Annotated in this window: 14 protein-coding genes; 7 read left to right on the plus strand and 7 right to left on the minus strand. The window is 62.5% G+C overall.

Features of this window, described 5'->3' with window-relative positions; translation table 11 throughout:
• Positions 1-142: 142 nt before the first annotated feature.
• The gene (locus ACED18_RS17595) at positions 143-583 is read left to right on the plus strand and encodes a DUF3429 domain-containing protein (protein ID WP_377294667.1); all 441 of its coding nucleotides are present in this window, start codon (positions 143-145) and stop codon (positions 581-583) included.
• A gap of 42 nt (positions 584-625) precedes the next feature.
• Here ACED18_RS17595 and ACED18_RS17600 read toward each other — a convergent pair whose 3' ends face one another.
• The 5 genes from ACED18_RS17600 to ACED18_RS17620 form a co-directional block, all read right to left on the minus strand.
• A complete protein-coding gene (locus tag ACED18_RS17600) occupies positions 626-853 on the minus strand; it encodes a hypothetical protein (RefSeq protein WP_377294669.1) in 228 nt (75 codons plus the stop codon).
• Between the two features lie 229 nt (positions 854-1,082).
• Complete coding sequence (locus tag ACED18_RS17605; RefSeq protein ID WP_377294671.1) at positions 1,083-2,816, minus strand: chemotaxis protein; 1,734 nt, start codon at positions 2,814-2,816, stop codon at positions 1,083-1,085.
• Between the two features lie 396 nt (positions 2,817-3,212).
• Complete coding sequence (locus ACED18_RS17610) at positions 3,213-3,611, minus strand: response regulator (RefSeq protein WP_377294673.1); 399 nt, start codon at positions 3,609-3,611, stop codon at positions 3,213-3,215.
• Between the two features lie 5 nt (positions 3,612-3,616).
• Complete coding sequence (locus ACED18_RS17615) at positions 3,617-5,122, minus strand: sensor histidine kinase (protein WP_377294675.1); 1,506 nt, start codon at positions 5,120-5,122, stop codon at positions 3,617-3,619.
• 120 nt (positions 5,123-5,242) lie between these two features.
• The gene (locus ACED18_RS17620; protein ID WP_377294677.1) at positions 5,243-5,962 is read right to left on the minus strand and encodes an outer membrane protein; all 720 of its coding nucleotides are present in this window, start codon (positions 5,960-5,962) and stop codon (positions 5,243-5,245) included.
• Between the two features lie 233 nt (positions 5,963-6,195).
• On the opposite strand from ACED18_RS17620, the gene ACED18_RS17625 reads away from it, so the two are divergent.
• The gene (locus ACED18_RS17625) at positions 6,196-7,536 is read left to right on the plus strand and encodes an aminotransferase class I/II-fold pyridoxal phosphate-dependent enzyme (RefSeq protein ID WP_377294679.1); all 1,341 of its coding nucleotides are present in this window, start codon (positions 6,196-6,198) and stop codon (positions 7,534-7,536) included.
• Positions 7,537-7,743: 207 nt separating this feature from the next.
• On the plus strand, positions 7,744-8,397 hold the full coding sequence (locus tag ACED18_RS17630; RefSeq protein WP_377294681.1) for an OmpW family protein: 654 nt from the start codon (positions 7,744-7,746) through the stop codon (positions 8,395-8,397).
• 110 nt (positions 8,398-8,507) lie between these two features.
• Here the strand turns inward: ACED18_RS17630 and ACED18_RS17635 are convergent, their stop codons facing one another.
• Positions 8,508-10,394, minus strand: a complete 1,887-nt coding sequence (locus ACED18_RS17635; protein WP_377294683.1) for a putative bifunctional diguanylate cyclase/phosphodiesterase — start codon at positions 10,392-10,394, stop codon at positions 8,508-8,510.
• Between the two features lie 23 nt (positions 10,395-10,417).
• The gene (locus ACED18_RS17640) at positions 10,418-11,851 is read right to left on the minus strand and encodes a sensor histidine kinase (RefSeq protein WP_377294685.1); all 1,434 of its coding nucleotides are present in this window, start codon (positions 11,849-11,851) and stop codon (positions 10,418-10,420) included.
• Positions 11,852-12,274: 423 nt separating this feature from the next.
• Here ACED18_RS17640 and ACED18_RS17645 point away from each other — a divergent pair, with 423 nt between their 5' ends.
• The 4 genes from ACED18_RS17645 (at position 12,275) to ACED18_RS17660 (ending at position 16,477) form a co-directional block, all read left to right on the plus strand.
• Positions 12,275-13,456, plus strand: coding sequence for a hypothetical protein (locus ACED18_RS17645; RefSeq protein WP_377294687.1), 1,182 nt, complete (start codon positions 12,275-12,277; stop codon positions 13,454-13,456).
• Positions 13,453-14,136, plus strand: coding sequence for a 4'-phosphopantetheinyl transferase family protein (locus tag ACED18_RS17650; protein ID WP_377294689.1), 684 nt, complete (start codon positions 13,453-13,455; stop codon positions 14,134-14,136). Before ACED18_RS17645 ends, ACED18_RS17650 begins: the two co-directional genes overlap by 4 nt.
• A gap of 124 nt (positions 14,137-14,260) precedes the next feature.
• Positions 14,261-15,751 carry an efflux transporter outer membrane subunit gene (locus tag ACED18_RS17655; protein WP_377294691.1) on the plus strand — a complete coding sequence of 497 codons (1,491 nt, stop codon included), beginning with the start codon at positions 14,261-14,263 and terminating at the stop codon, positions 15,749-15,751.
• A gap of 57 nt (positions 15,752-15,808) precedes the next feature.
• The gene (locus ACED18_RS17660; RefSeq protein ID WP_377294693.1) at positions 15,809-16,477 is read left to right on the plus strand and encodes a protocatechuate 3,4-dioxygenase; all 669 of its coding nucleotides are present in this window, start codon (positions 15,809-15,811) and stop codon (positions 16,475-16,477) included.
• The last annotated feature ends 164 nt before the right edge of the window (positions 16,478-16,641 follow it).

Consider the following 16,641-nt stretch of genomic DNA (forward strand, 5'->3'; position numbering starts at 1 on the left):
AACGCGGAGTTCGACGTGCCGAGCCTGAAAATTCCTGTGAAGTCGCTCCCGTTTATCGTTGGCGCACCCTCAAGACCGCATGCCAGAGAAGAGGCGCACACGCCCCATGGATCGGAACAGCGCGCAGCGTGGGATTATCACCATGTTCCGTGACCGCTCCCTCACACTGCTTCTCACCTATGCAGGCGCCCTGCCCTTCTGGTTCACTGTCGCCGCGATGTTCGCGGGCGTGCTGCAGGTCGAAACGGGTCTGCGCATCTTCCTCGCCTACGGCATGGTGATCGCCGCCTTCATGGCCGGCACCATCTGGACGGCGGCGCATTGGTCCGAGAACCGATCTGCATGGCTTTTGATGGCAAGCAACGGCGTTGCGCTGGCCGTGTTCTTTGCAGCCGCCCTGCAGATGGATCCGGCTTTCATGCTGATCGTCCAGGCAGCAGGTTTTCTCGTCCTGCTCGGACTCGATTTTGCCATCTACCGCAGCGGCGATCAGCCCAAGTGGTATCTGTTGCTGCGCGCGCGGGTGACGACGATCGTGATCCTGGCTTACGCTGCCATGGGTCTCGCGCTGACATTGCTTTGAACGTACGGGTCGCAATGCCTGCACTCCGGGCAGGCATGCCGCTCAGGCTGAAATCCGCATGAGCTGGAGGATGCTGGTGCAATCCTCGATAACGTGGACGGCCCTCTGGCGCGCCAAGGGCTCAAGCGGTGCGATGGCCTGCGCCACGCGCTCGGAAACCCGTTCGATTTCCGCAAAGCGCCAGGCGAGGTTTGCAAGATCCAGATCACCGGAAACCGTGTCGTCGTTTTCCGCCGCCGCACGGGCAGCAGCAAGCTGCTCGATAAGCATCGACTTTTCCGTCATCCAAGCGCGCAACGCCGGTTGGAAAGTGTCAGCTTCCTGACGTCGAAGGATCCTCATGCCCCGTCCTTGTCTCGTTCCGTTCCCATCATTGAACGTCCACTCGCGACGCCGATCCCATTAACCGAATTCGCAGAGTCCCGCGATTGCATATTCTAGGGAGTAGACAAGAAAATTCGGTAAAGATTACCACATTAGAAGTATCTTCAATGTGACGTCAGAACAGCGCGTCCTCGAAGAGATCCTCGTCGCTCTGCGGCGCTGCAGGCGTGGCGACGCTCTCGCCCAGGGGCGGGCCGGGCAGGAAGCGCAGGTGGATCTCGCGCTCCTCGACCATGGTATAGATCGCGTGGATGCGCGCACCGAGGACCGCGGCATAATCACCGCACGGGTCCATCGGCAGATCGTCGGCCATGTCTGTCGCAAGTTCGGAGCAGGCGGCGAGAGTTTCGCCGAGTTCCCGCTCGAAGTCGAGCGAACGAACGGCCGCGGAGATGCGACCGAAAACGGCGTTGCCCTGCTCGTCCAGCGCATGGAACCCGTCCTGCATCTCGCGTGCGGCCTCGCCCACGGCGGCGCGGCTTTCTTCCAGCGGCTGGGCAAGGGTTGAAAGCGTGCCGCCGCTCTTGGCGCCGACCAGCACGCCCGCCGAGCGGGAAATGGCATGCATGCTTGCCACGACGGCATCCGCAGGCTCTTCCAGGCGGCCTGCGAAGCTGCGCAGCTCGGCGCTGACCACGTTGACGGAGCGGCCTTCATCGCCAAGCCGCGAGCACCGCAGGTTGGAATTCAGCGCCATGTAGTGGATGTCGATCTTGATGGAGCGGATCGTCTCGATGGAGGCGATCAGGCTCTGGACCGAGGCAGCGACCGACTGGGCCAGGCGCGTGGATTCACCGCTGCGCTCCTCCACTTTCGCTGTCAGTTCGAGGGCTGCTCCCAGGTCGCGTTCCATCTGCACCAGCGTGCTGTCGGCCTCGCCCGACCGGGAGGCGGAAAGATCGGATCGCAGCTGCAGGATACGTGCCGCATCCGCGCTGAACGATGAGATCGTCGCGGAAATGCGGGCGCATTTCTCGCGGAAATCAGACAGGGTCTGCTCGATCTGCGCATTGACGAGATGGGTGACGGCGGCTTCCAGGTTGGCACGCTGGTCCTGGCCGAGCGCCAGGCCTTCGGGTTCGGACAGGAAGGCATCCAGGAGGTCGAAGCTCGACTGGATGTGTTCGATGCGCTGACGGGTGATGTCGCCGATCTGAAGCGCCGAGAGGGTCTGGGCGATCTTCGCCTGAACTTCGCCCGCAACGGCCTTCACCTCGCGAGCAAGCTTCGCCATCGCGTCATACTCGCCCTTCATGCGGGCGGCGTTACGCTGCAGATTGGCCGCGAGCGCTGGGATGGTCGTGCCGAATTCGGCGATGATGCCGCCCGACAGGTCGCGCGCGCCGTCCAGTTCCCGCCGCATGCCGCTCAGTTCGGTGGAGAACCGGTCGATCTCTTCGGCACCCGACATGATGCGATTGCGGATTTCATCCGCAAACTCGGCAAACTCGGCAAGGCCGGCACCGGTGATCTTCACGGTCGTTGCAAAGACCTTCAGGTAGCGAAAGGTTTCACGGATGTCGGAAACATGGGTGACGGCACCGCCACAGATGCCAGCGATATCGACGAAGGACTGCTGGCGTTCCGTCGCCGCCGCCGGGAGCCCCGCAAGTTCGCGGATCGCACGGTTCATGCCGTCGATCGTTGCGGTGGCCGTGTCGCCGTCGAGGGTTCGGCTGAACCGGTCGAGCGTGCCGACCATGCCGTTCACGAGATCCATGACCGACACCAGCGTCTCGCCACCTTCAAGAAACACCTTCTCGATGCGCGAATGCGCCGTCAGCAGGTGATTTCGAAAATCGACCCGGGTGCTGCGCGGATCGCGAAAGGTCTTGGCTGCAAGATTCACGAGGCACCTCAATCGACGTGTGTGTGACTATGGATCGTCTTTTAAACGATATGTCGGAATCTCCGGTAAAGTAGCAGGCTTAATTCTTCACTTCGACGAAGGCGCGTATTTTCATCAATCCGGCGGTTCAGCCAGCATGCACCGCGATGAAAATCCGCAGTACGACAGGGATTTTCCTTTTCCATCCGCTGTTTGTCGGGAATCCCCTTCCGTCACGTTCCGGCCGCCAAAGGACAGATCCCTAGTCCGGCGTCAGCGCTTTGTTTGCTTCGGCCAGATCCGTTTGAGCGAAAATGAAACAGCGTGCCGAGGCGCCGGTAAACAGACGCAAGACCCCGCCCGCGCTTTCAGCGCGAGCGGGGCCCTAAAACCGTGTGCTCGGTCCGGATCGCCGCCTCAGACGGGGCGAGGCGCATCCGCAGCCGCGCCGTCACGCACGATATGCCGTTCGATCTTGCCGAGGAGACGCTGGATATCGACCGGCTTGGTGTCGAAATCCACACAGCCGACTTCGAGGCTCTTCTGGCGGTCGCTGGACAGGGCATGGGCGGTCAGGGTGATCACCGGAATGCCGGCAGTGCGGGGGTTGGCCTTGATGTGGGTCGTGGCCTCCCAGCCGTCCATTGCCCCGAGTGCAACGTCCATGAGGATCAGGTCGGGCATTTCGCGTTCGGCCGATTCGATGCCGGTCGCCCCGTCCACCGCCACGCAGATCTCGTAGCCATAACGCTGCAGACGGCGCGTCAGCATGTCGCGATTCATTTCGTTGTCTTCAACAATCAGGATCTTCGTCATGTCCCTTATCCCCATTTGCGCTCTTGGGATGCCGTTTCGCCAGCCGCGTCGGACGGCTCGATCATCGGATCCATGGCGCGTGCGATCGCAAGCGTCTTTTGCAACTCATTGACCGGCTGCAGCGCCACCGAGACCTTTGCCGGCACGGTGATGGTGAAGCAGCTGCCCACGCCGGGCTGGCTCGTCACCGTCACGTCGCCGTTCATCAGGCGGCAGAGCTGGCGCGTCAGCGCCAGTCCCACGCCGGTGCCGCCATATTTCGTTGCCGTCTCATCATTGACGACCGCAAACTTTTCGAAGAGGGCGGAGAGCTCGGGCTTGTCCATTCCAATCCCGGTATCCTGCACGCGAATCTCGATCATGTTGCCGGCCGCTTCGGCACGTTCGCTCACATGCACGGTGATCTCACCGTTCTTGGTGTACTTCGTTGCGTTCTGCATGAGGTTGGTCAGGGCGTTGCGCAGCTTGAGCTCGTCGCCGTGAATGTAACCGATGCCCGGCTCGATGATGGCATGCAGGCGATTTCCGTTCGCCGCTGCGGCCTGGGTCTGCTCCCGCACGGCGTCGTTGACCATGTCGACGAGGCTGAAATCCTCGCAATAGAGCTGCATGTGACCGGCTTCGATCTTCGAGAGATCGAGCACATTGTTGACGAGACGCAGCAGATGCTGGCCGGCAGCGTGAATGCGTTCGAGATCGACGAGATCGTCAGGGTTGCCGCCGTCCTCTGCCTCTTCGATGAGGATCTGGCTGTAGCCGATGACGGCGTTGAGCGGCGTGCGCAGCTCGTGGCTCATCTTGGCCAGGAATTCCGACTTGGCACGCGTGGCGCGGTCGGCTTCGAAGGCGGCCTGGCGAAGGTTGCGCGCGGTGGTGATATGGTGGCGCATCACCGCTTCCAGCTCCGCCTGGGACGCGAGAGCACGGGCATAGTAGATGGCCATCATCGCCACGTAGAGCGCCGCGGCAATCGTCGAGATGATGCCGAGACCCTGCAGTTCGGCCGACGGAATGCCGTGCCCGGGCGCGGGGATCAGGTACATGCAGAGGCCGAAGATCACCATGTTGACGCCGAACAGCGTCAGCATCGGACCGCGCAGATGCGGTGTCTCCCCGATATAGAAGAAGGCGAGCAGCGGGATCGTCAGCACCCAGGGCAAGGTCGGCGACGTGACGCCGCCATACCAGTAACAGCTCCAGAGGATGGCGAAGAGCAGGTTTTCAACCGAGATCAGCGCCAGGAGATTGTAGTGACCGTAGGTCTTGAGGACGAGCGGGAAGATCCAGAAGCCCGTGATCGAAGCCGCCAGGATCGCAACGTCCCATTGTGGATGCGGATCGAAGATATAAAGGGCGAGCGGCACCGAATTGCCGAGGAATGGCCCCAGCAGATGGCTGATCAGAAACATGCGGGCCTGCTTGCGCATGGCCCGGTCAGCCGCGATGTCGGGTGGGATGAACCAATCGACGAGACGGTCAAGCTTGAGGGAGAGAGAATTCAGGATCGCCATACAACGTCATCCGGCCGCGGGAGAGCTTTTCGGCCGGATTGTGGCAAAGGTCGATTGAAAAGACATTAATGCGGCGCCGTCGGCTTCCGGCGGCGCCTTGGTCCCGTCCGTCGTGTCGGATCAGAACTTGTAGCTCAGCGAGAAACGGAGCGCATGGGAGGTCGGCTCCTGGGTGCCCGTCAGCCCCGGGAAGGCCACCGTCGAGACGTTCGAGAACTTTTCGAACTTGGTGAAGCGATATTCAACGCCCGCGATCAGGTGATCGGTGATGGCGTAGTCCGCACCGGCACCCGCCGTCCAGCCGGTACGGGTGCTCTCGAACTTCTCGGAAATGCCAAAGGGCACGAGCGTGTAGGTATTTTCGATGCGCGCGACGGAAAGACCGCCCGTGCCATAGACCATCAGCCGGTCCATCGACAGACCCATGCGAGCCCGCAGCGAGGCCTGCCAGTCATACTTGTCGTCACCACGACCGATATTCTCGATTCGGTCGATGAAGGTGCCCTTGATATTGGTGAGTTCGAAATCGCCTTCGACGCCATAAACGAAGGAACCCGCTTCGAAGTTCACGCCAGCCTTCACGCCGCCGCTCATCCCATCGGGATCATAGGGGAAGGTAATGCCGCGCGCCGCGCCCGTGGCGGTGATGTATTCCGATGTCAGGTCCTTGTTCCAGTTATAGCCTGCAACACCGCCGATGTAAAAGCCCGACCAGGAGAACGTGTCTTCAGCGCGAGCCGCACTGCCTGATACCATCGCGGCGAAGGCGACGCCGGATGCCAAGCCGAGAGCGAGCAACCTCGAGCCCTGAAGCTTTGCAAGAAGACGAGCGAATGACATGACGATGACCCTTGTAAATCCTGATTTGCCTTAGACCTTAACGCGACATGGTTAACAAATTCTAACCCATCCGCCGCCGGGTAATGTCACGCAGGTTTATCGACCATCTCAAGGGACTGTTAAATATAGGAGAAACGAGCCCTCCCCGCTTTAACGCAGCTTTAAATAGCGACGGCAATCATCCCCCTGCAACAACAAGAAAACACAAGCACAACTTCAAAACAGGGATTACGATGAGCTACGATCCGTTCAACACGAAGATTCACACCGCACTGTCCGGCAGCATGCGCGACTACCGCGTCCAGACCGGCCCCGATCTCGCCACGCGCGGCGACGCTTTCTTTGCCTGGCAGAACAATCGCCGCGACAATGGCCTGTGGCCCTTCTCGCGCTCCACCGAAGCCGGCCCCGGCACGGTCTGCAAGGCTGCAGATGACCGCGGCAATGGCATCGAAGGCGTGAATTTTGCGTCGCAGGACTATCTGAGCATGTCCTCCCATCCGGCCATCAAGGAAACGGCGATCGAGACCATCAAGGTCTACGGCGTGCACTCTGCCGGCTCCTCCGCGCTCGTCGGCAACACCAATCTTTCCGTCGCACTGGAGCGTCGCCTCGCCGATGTGCTGCAGATGGAAGAAGCCATTCTCTACCCGACCGGCTGGGCTGCCGGCTACGGCATCATCAAGGGCCTGGTGCGCTCGTCCGACCATATCGTGATGGACCAGCTGTCGCATGTCTGCCTGCAGGAAGGCGCCAACGCCGCCACCCGCAACATCTACCAGTTCCGTCACCTTGACGTGGAACACTGCCGCGAGAAGCTCGCCTCCATCCGCGCCCGCGATACCGAAAACGGCATCCTCGTGGTCACGGAAGGCCTCTTCTCGATGGACTCCGATACGCCCGACATCATCGCGATGCAGGAACTCTGCAATGAATATGGCGCCCGCCTGGTCGTCGATGTCGCCCACGACTTCGGCGCCCTCGGCGACGGCACCGGCCATATCGGCCTGCAGAACATGCTGGGCAAGGTCGATCTGGTCATGGGCAGCTTCTCCAAGACCTTCGCCTCCAATGGCGGCTTCGTCGCCTGCCGCAGCCGTGCGCTCAAGGAGTATCTGCGCTTCTACAGCCCGTCGGCGACCTTCTCCAACGCGCTGTCGCCGATGCAGGCTGCCGTGGTCACGAAGGCGCTCGACATCATCCAGTCGGAAGAAGGCCGTCAGCTGCGCCAGTCGCTGATGGACAATGTCCACCTGCTGCGCCGAACCCTGACCGAACAGGGCTTCGAATATTATGGCGACCCGTCTGCGATCGTTGCGGTCAAGATGGGCTCGGAATCGCTCGCGCGCCTCGTCAGCCGCCGCATTCCCGGTCTCGGCCTCCTGTCCAACCTCGTGGAATACCCGGCCGTCGCCAAGGGTGCCGCCCGCTTCCGCATGCAGGTCATGGCAGGCCACACGCCGCAGAACATCCACAAGGCTGTCGGAATCCTGCGGGAAGCTGTTGCCGCGGCCCGCGAAGATCTTGCCGAGATCAATGCAGCACCGGCCAAATCTGCTTCAATTGCAGCCTGATCTTTAGACACAACCCTGACTACGGACCGCCGGCAGTGATGCCGGCGGCTCTTTCGTTTATACACATATTCTTGTGGAAAAGTCGTGCCCCACATTCGTAGCCGACAGCTTTAACGCTTCATTAACCAAGAAGTAGTTTAACTTCGAACGAAATCATCAAACGCGGCCGCCCGCATCCAGGCGCGTGCCGAGTGCGGGGAGCATGAGATGAAGAGCCTGGCAAAGTTTGCTTGCCTCCTTTCGGTCGTGGCCATGCCGGCCCTGGAAGCCGTTCCTGCCCATGCAGACGATTCCAATTTCTTCGTGCGGTTCGGGTCGGGCACGATCATGCCGAGCGAAGGGGCCAAGATCACAGCGGGCGGCGCTCCGATCGATGGCGGCACGATCCGGCTGAAGAACCACACGACCGGCACGATCGAGTTCGGCTATAACTTCACGCCCAATCTGAGCGCGTCCTTCACGGGCGGCTATCCCCCGACAATCGACATTTACGGCGGCGGCGTGCTGGCCGGCCTTGGTCGCCTCGGCGGCATGACCTACGGCCCGGCAACGCTGACGGCCCAGTACCGGTTTACCGATTTCGGCAAGTTCCAGCCCTATGTCGGCGCAGGTCCGCTCTTCATGTTCGTCTTTGACAACAAGGATGGCGCGATGTCCGACGTGAAGGTGAAGCCGGCACTCGGCGCGGCGATCCAGGTCGGTTTCGACTACATGGTCACCGAGAAGTGGGGCATCTACGTCGATTTCAAGAAGAGCTACCTGCGCACCAAGGCGACCGGATCCCTCGGCGGCGCACCGGTTTCGGCCGATGTGCGTCTCGATCCGGCTGTCATCGGCGCGGGCCTGACCTTCCGCTTCTGACATCCCTTGCGGTCACGACGACCGTCGTGCCCCGCAATACCTCAAGCAAAAGGCGGAGCCTTCACATCGAAGGCTCCGCCTTTTTGCATCGGATGACGCTCTCCGTCCGCTTATGAGCCGCCGGCAAGACGGCGGTGATACTCGTCCATAATGTTGTCTTCGGGCAGGGCAAGGATATCGAGAACCTCTCCGGCCGAAATCGCCTTGCTGAAGAGCCAGCCCTGGACCTCGTGGCATCCTTCGTCCACCAGGCGCAGCAGCTGCTCCTGCGTCTCGACACCCTCGGCCGTCGTCGCAATACCGAAGCTGACACCGAGCTTGGCGATTGCATTGACGATCGCACTGCTTTCGACATCCTTGGCGATATCGCGAATGAAGGACTGGTCGATCTTGATCTTGTCGAAGCGGAACCGCCGGAGATAGCCAAGGCTCGAATAGCCCGTTCCGAAATCGTCCATGGCGATGCGAACGCCGAGCGTGCGCAGCTGCTCAAGGATGGCGATGTTCTGGTCTGTCTTTTCGAGAAGCACGGACTCGGTGATTTCCACTTCCAGCCGGTGTGCGGGAAGACCGGACTGGGCCAGCGCGCCCATGACGGTAGCGACCACGTTGCCGCGAATGAACTGCACGGTGGAGACGTTGACCGCGATGCGGACATGATCCGGCCATTGCACCGCCTGTCGGCAGGCCTCGCGCATGACCCAGTCCCCGAGCTGCACGATCATGCCGGTCTCTTCCGCAAGCGGAATGAAGTCGGCAGGCGAAACAGGGCCACGTTCGGGATGGTTCCAGCGCAGCAGGGCTTCGAAGCCGGCCACCCGCTTGTGTTCCAGCGAGATCAGCGGCTGGTAGAAGACCTCATACTCGCCGTTGGCAAGTGCCTTGCGCATGTCGAGTTCGAGAACGCGGCGGGCCTGCGCCTTGGCATCCATTTCGGGATTGAAGATGCGGTAGGTGCCGCGTCCATCCGCCTTGGCGCGATACATGGCGAGGTCGGCATTCTTTAGCAGCTGTTCTGCATCGTCGACACGTTCGAAGCTCGTGACGATGCCGACGCTGGCGCCAACGGTCACCGAATGGCCCTCGATCGTACGCTGCCGGCCGGCCGCGCGAATGATCTGTTCGGCCAGCTGGATCACGCTTGAAAGCGTTTCGTCGCAATGGTGCAGGATGGCGAACTCGTCGCCGCCGAGGCGGGCGATCAGGTCATGTTCGCGCATCAGGTTCTGGAAGTCGGCCGCAACGCTCTTCAGCAGCATGTCGCCGATGCTGTGGCCGAGCGTGTCGTTGACGCTCTTGAAGCCATCGAGGTCGATGAACAGGATGGCGATGCCCATATTGTCGGATCGGGACCGGTCCAGGACCTCGCCCAGGCGATCGCGAAACAGGATACGGTTGGCAAGGCCGGTCAGACCATCATGCAAGGCCATGTAGCGCGTCTCGGCTTCCGAGCGCTGGCGCTGCATGATCTCGCCTTCCAGCTGGCGGTTGATCTGGACGAGCGCCATCGTGCGCTCCTCCACCCGTTCCTCCAGCTTCTCGTTGGCCAGCTTGAGGGCGTCGGAGACCCGCTTGCGGTCCAGCTGGATGTTGACGCGGGCCAGTGCGATCGCAAAATCGACCGGCTTGGTCACGTAGTCGTTGGCCTGCAGCTCGAGAGCGCCGACAATATCCTCGCTCTGGCTCTTGGCGGTGCACATGATCACCGGCAGCTCGACAGGCGAGAACCGGGTGCGCAGGCGCCGGAGCACTTCCAGACCATCGATCTCCGGCATCATCACGTCGAGCAGCACCATGTCGAAGACATGCGTGTCGATCAGCTGGAGGGCGGCCGCGCCGCCATCCGCCTCGTGGACCTCGAAGCCACGCCGCTCGAAGCGGCGCACGAGGATTGTCCGGTTGTCGGCGACATCATCGACGATCAGAAGACGTGGCTTCTGGTCGGGCGTCTGCACAGGATCATGATTGGGAGAGGCTGTGTGCAAGGCCTGAGACATGGTGCTTTCGTTTCTCATCGGTTTCAAGCCACCGCCGCAATGATTGCCGGTGCCATCTTGGTGGCCGTTTCGGTGTCGGCGGAAGACAAGGGTGTCACGCGGGCCGTGTTCACGGGGATGCGAACGGTGAAGGACGTGCCGCGACCCAGCTCGCTGTCGACTGTGATGTTGGCCCCCATGAGGGCGCAGAGCTTCTGACTGATGGCCAGGCCAAGACCGGTGCCGCCATATTTCGCGGACGTCATCGCGGAGGCCTGCTGGAAATTCTGGAACAGCTTCGGCAGGTCATCCTTCGAGATGCCGATGCCGGTGTCGATGACCTGCATCTCGATCCAGTCGCTGATGCCGATGCTGCGATGGCGCGCGACGAAGGAAACCGTGCCGCCGCGCGTGAACTTGGCTGCATTGCTGAGGAGGTTGAAGATGACCTGGCGCAGCTTCGTCTCGTCGCCGACGATGGTTCCGAGACGCACCGGACGCTGGACGACGAAGTTGTTGCCGTTCGCCTTCACCAGCGGCTCGGCGGTTGCGACGACCTGGTCGCAGAAGCCGTCCACATCGAAAGGCCCCTCGACGATCTCGATGTTGTCGGCTTCGATCTTCGAGAGATCCAGCACGTCATTGACGAGCGAGAGGAGATGTTTGCCGGCAGAATTGATGCGGTTGAGATCCTGCCAGTTCGTCTTGCCGCGATCTTCGGGCTCGATCATCTCGAGCAGCAGTTCGCTGTAGCCGATCACGGCGTTGAGCGGCGTGCGGAATTCATGGCTCATCTTGGCAAGAAAGATCGACTTGGCGTGGTTCGCCGCCTCGGCCAGCTTCATGGCTTCCTGCAGCTTCTCGGTCATCTGCCCGTGCAGCTCCGTCTCGCGCTCGACAACGGAGCGCATCGACAGGACGTTCGCGTAATAGACGGCCATCCATGACATGTAGACCGTCGCGGAAAAGATCGAGATCCAGCCAACCGATGCCAGTTGCTCGATCGGCACCGTCTCCGGAAAGCCGAAGGCCGTATAGGCCGCGACCATCGACAGGAAGTTGGAACCGAAGAGGCAGACGACGAAGAGCGGCCGGTCGGACAGGTAGAAGAAGCCGAGAAGCAGCGCCACCAGAAGCCAGGGCAGGAAGGGCGAGCTGACACCGCCGTAGAAGAAGGTGCCGAACAGCGACGTGAAGGTCAGAAGCTGGACCGAGCAGAGGGCCGACACGCGAAGATTGTTCGTGGAACGATAGACGAAGGGCAGCGCCCAGAAGCTGCAGACGCTGATGAAGATGACCCAGAACGGAATGCCGGGATGGGCGACCGCGCGATAGAGATAGATGCTGATGCCCTGCGACAGAAGCGGGCCGATGAGATGCGTGAAGACGAAGTTGCGCGCCACGCTCAGTTCAGAGCGCTCCAGCAAGGGTGCGTTTGGAATGAACCAGTCAATGATCCGGAGGATCTGCTTCAACATCTCGGATAGGCCCTTCTTCTTGCACCGGGTGCACGGCGACACTAGGAACCACCGGATTGAAATTACGTAAATCGCAATGCATGCAGACGACCCTGTGCAGGCTTACAACCTCTGACAGACGTCTCTTAAATGCAGGAACGCACACGTAAGAACGTCCTGAAACGTTGTATTTTCAGCTATTAAGCCCCTCAGGACGGGCATTCTGGCCGATTTCGCAATTCGGTAACGATAAACAGATTTTGGGTCCGCACCCCGGAACCTTCATGGCCGGATCGCAGGACTGAAGCGGAAATCGACGGCTCTGACAGGAAAGCCCGCCCACCCTCCATGCGATACCATTTCCGCCCGCTGGCATGGGCGCAACGTGCGAACTTCAGACAACCTTAATGCAAATCCCGTCATATATGCCCGGCATTCGGGGGCATGAGCGTGACAGCAAAGATCGACACCGCGCCGGAGACGGCGTTCTGCGAGGAGGAGGACTCCGTTCCATCCGGCTCCGCGCAGAGTGGGTCTCCGCTTCGCGGTTCGCGCAATCCTTCGCCGCTCGATCGGGCGCGCCGGGCGGTCGCCTATGCCGATATGCCGATGCCCGAGGATCTTCCCGATCGCCTGGGCTTTGCCGCCGGTGTGCCGGCCGGCCTTCGCGCCGTCTGCGCTGCCGAACTTTCGTCTCCCGACATCCGGTTCCGCGACACGATCACGGCCCTGAAAGATCTCTTGCCGCGTGCCTCCGGCGTGGACGCGGCCCGCATCGCCTTCATGATTGATACCGCCCAGGCCTGCGACATCGACAGCCATGACCACTTCTTCCGGATCCGCCGCAGCGCAGGGTCAGCGCCGGTTGCCTTCCTCGCCAGCCAGATCCGGACACTGCATGTCCTCCAGACCGAGCTGAAGAGCACGCCGACCACTCTCGATCCGGCACGGCTGGTGGCGATGGCCGATGCGATCCGCGGCACGATTGCCTTTGCAGTTGGCATCGAAGCACCGGCAGGCGCCGCACTGGCCATCACCGGCACGGCACCGACATCCGAAGCGGACGGGTCGATTTCGCGCTGGGTGCGTGGCCACCAGATCTTTGCCGCCCTCAGCCAGGGTCTGATCTTTACCCTTGCTGCTCTGGAGCAGGCAGAGCGCGACGATGACGCCGGCACGGTTTCGCTCACCGCCGGTCTTGTGATCGAACTGCTCCACGCCAGTGCCACCGCGCTTGAACTCACAGGGGATTTTCCAGCGGCGCGCTACAATGCCAGCATCCGCATCAGCATGGACACGCCCTATTTTCCGGCCGGCTTTTCCGGCGTGCTGTCGCGCGATCACCGCCAGCTGGTCGGACGCATGAAGATGATGCGACCGGCGATCGAAGCCTTCGAGCGGCGCGACCCCGGGCTTCACGCCCGGATCGGCGTCGCCCTATCGGCCGTCTATGCCAGCCACAAGCATGTCTGCGCCCGCTTCGTGGAGCCGGACGCCGCAAGCCTGCTGATGGCCGCGACCGCCGAACGACCGGCGACGGAACAGATCGACCGGTTCCGAAAGATGCGCCTGCGCGCCTGGCAGACGACATCAGGCGACACGCCATCCCGGGACGACGAGGCGTGAGCGGGACATCCGGGTCGAGCGACCTGATCGTTGCAATCCGTCATCTCTCGCGGGAGCGCTCCCGTCTCGACGACCGAGCCTCAGGCCTGCCGGACGCCGAACAGGCGGAGGCCGCCCGGTATATCCGCCGCGACGATCGCGACCGCTTTCTTCTCGGACGGTTGCTGCTGCGCGAGACGATCGCCTCGGCGACCAGTCGGGCCGCCGCAGACTTCACCCTTGCACGTGACGGGAACGGCCGGCCCTTTACGCCGGATGTTCCCGAGATCGACATCAACCTCTCCCATTCCGGCGATTGCGTCGCTGCCGTCGTCGGGCGCGGCCTGTCTGTTGGCATCGATGTCGAGCTGCACCGTTCCGGCATCGACATCGCAGCCATCGGACGGCAGGTGTTCACGCCCCATGAACGGGCACACATTCTTGCCGCCGGCAGTGGCAGCGTCGCAGCCTTTTTCCGGCAGTGGACGCTCAAGGAAGCGCTGGTGAAGGCGCTCGGCCGCGGTTTCCTTGACGATCCGCGCCGGATCGAGATCCGCCATGAAACGGGAGGCGTCTTCACGCCCGTCTTCGTCGGCGAGGGGCCCGACGATCTCGGCAGCGGCTGGACGCTGCGGCTTCTCGACTGCGGAGACGACCATGCAGGCGCGCTTGCCTTCCGGCCGCGCCTCGGCTCCGCCTGAAGGCCGACCGCTCCCGTGGCGGCGGGAGAATTATGGTTAACGAATTGTTTTTCTCTTGGCCCTAATACTTCCGGACAGACGATCGACAGGCGCTTCTGGCGACCGCCAGCCCGGATAATCCGTGATGATGAAGACTGCTCTCTGCCTTCTGACTGCTGCGCTGCTCTCCGGCTGTTCGCTGGGGCCGCGCGTGCCGGAGCGGCAGGCGGCTCCCCTGCCCCCGGCCTATTCCGAGACGACCGGTGCGATCCCGGCACGGACGCCGCAGGCCGGTGACGACTGGTGGCGCGCGTTCCGCGATCCGCTGCTGGACCGTCTGATCGCCGAGGCAGCGCTTGGCAATCTTGACATTGCCCAGGCGGAGGCGCGAATCCGGGCGTCCGACGCCGGTATTACGGCTGCCGGCGCCGGCGGCCTGCCTTCGCTGACACTCGGGGCCTCGCACACGACGCAACGCCAGAATGGCTCGATGCGCACCGTCGATGGCACGGTGAACACCACCGGCGGCAGCCTCTCCGCAGCCTGGTTGCTGGATCTCTTCGGCGAAGTCCGCTCGCAGGTGGGGTCGGCGACAGCCAGCCGCGATGCAGCCATCGCCGGGGCGGCCGTGGCGCGCCTCGCACTCGTTTCCGACATTGCCAGCGCCTATGTGGACGCGCGCTACTACCAGTCGCTGAAACGGCTCTCGGAGGCGCGGCTCGCCTCCACGAAGCGGACCGAAGACCTGACGCGCGCCCGCATGCGCGAGGGCCTTGCCTCCGAGCTCGACCTGTCGCGTGCCGAGGAGGCGAGCGAGGCGGCTGCCGGGGATATTCCGCTCTACGAGGCAAGCTTCCGCCGGTCCGCCCACCGCATCGCCACCCTGATGGGCCGGCCGGCCGCCGATCTCGTGCCGCAATTGGAGGCGGCGTCCGGCCAGCCGGCACCTGCCTATGCGGCGGACGCCGGCGTGCCCGCGGACCTCTTGCGCAACCGGCCGGACATTCGCCGCGCCGAAATGGACTTCGAAGCCGCTGTCGCGGATATCGGCTATGCGTGGTCGCAGCTCTTCCCGTCCATTACGCTCTCAGGCTCGGTGACACCGACCTATGTCAACACCAATGCCAAGAACGGCAGCCTCACCACCTGGTCGTTCGGGCCGCAGCTGCGCCTTCCGATCTTCGATGGCGGGCGACTGCGCGCCAATGTGAAGATTGCCCAGGCGAAGGCAGAGGAGAAGGAAGCTGCCTGGCGGGCGGCGGTGCTGAAAGCGGTTGAGGATGTCGAGAATGCGCTCGTCTCCTATAACAGGCAGAAGGAAGCACTTGCCTCCGGCACCGCACGGGTGGCGCGGGCGCAGAAATCCCTTGCGCTGGCGCGGGCCACGGAACGCGAGGGGCTGTCCTCCCTGTTTGAAACGCTGGACGCCGACCGCAAGCTCAAGCAGGCCGAGGCGGATCTGGCAAATGCCCGGCGCAACCTCGCGCTGCAGTATGTCGCGCTGAATGTGGCCGCCGGCCGCGGCCTCCCCGGTCCGGGCCGCCTCCATGTTGAAGCTGATTCCGGAGAAAGCATCGACGCGCAGGCAACCGGCTCTGTGAAGAGCGATGCGAAAGCCCCCCTTGTCAAAGGCTGAGGCGACCGCCATCTTCGGGTTCCGGCCAAAGAACGGCCAACCCCGGAGACACGAGCCATGCCGCGTGGCACCATGAAGGACGATGCCGCCCGAGCGTTGGACGCCGAGCCCGTTGCCCTGCCCCGCCGTCGGTTTCTCGTCGCCGTGGGCCTCGTTCCTGCCGTGGCGCTTCTCAACCGGCCGGCGCTCGCAGCCGTGCGAACGCCGGAGGCCATCGAGGGGCCGTACTACCCGATCCCCTCCATGCGCTTCAAGGACGTGGACAACGATCTCGTGCGCATTCAGGGCCGCAACCATACGGCGGAAGGCAACATCCTGCTGCTGACCGGCCGTGTCCTCGACCAGAACGGAAGACCCGTCTCCGGCGCCCGCGTAGAGATCTGGCAATGCGACGCGCGCGGTCGCTACATCCATACTGGCGATTTCAGCTTCAAGCGCCGCGACCACGGTTTCCAAGGCTTCGGCTTCGACATCAGCGATGAGCGTGGCCTCTACACGTTCCGCACCATCGAGCCTGTCGCCTATCCCGGCCGCACACCGCATATCCATGTGCGCGTCATCCATGGGGAGCAGATGCTGACGACGCAATTCTACGTCGCCGGCCATCCCGAAAATGGCCGGGACCGGATCTTTCGCCGCCTGAATCCCGCCGAGCAGAAGGCCGTCAGCATGACGCTGCGCAAGGGACGGCGAAGCCTGGAAACGGCCGTGGACATTCGCCTCTGACAGCCGGAAGGACTGTCATCCGCAAGTAAAGTGCGGGTAACATTCGGTTCACGATAAATTCCAAATAGCTTATGTGCCGGCCCCGAATCGGCCCGGTCTCACGCCTGCGTGAACCATTTCGAGAGAAAGGCGGCGCAAGTTCCCTCCCAAACCGGCATGAGCGC

The sequence above is a fragment of the Rhizobium sp. SG2393 genome (assembly GCF_042610495.1).
Lineage (GTDB): Bacteria > Pseudomonadota > Alphaproteobacteria > Rhizobiales > Rhizobiaceae > RU20A.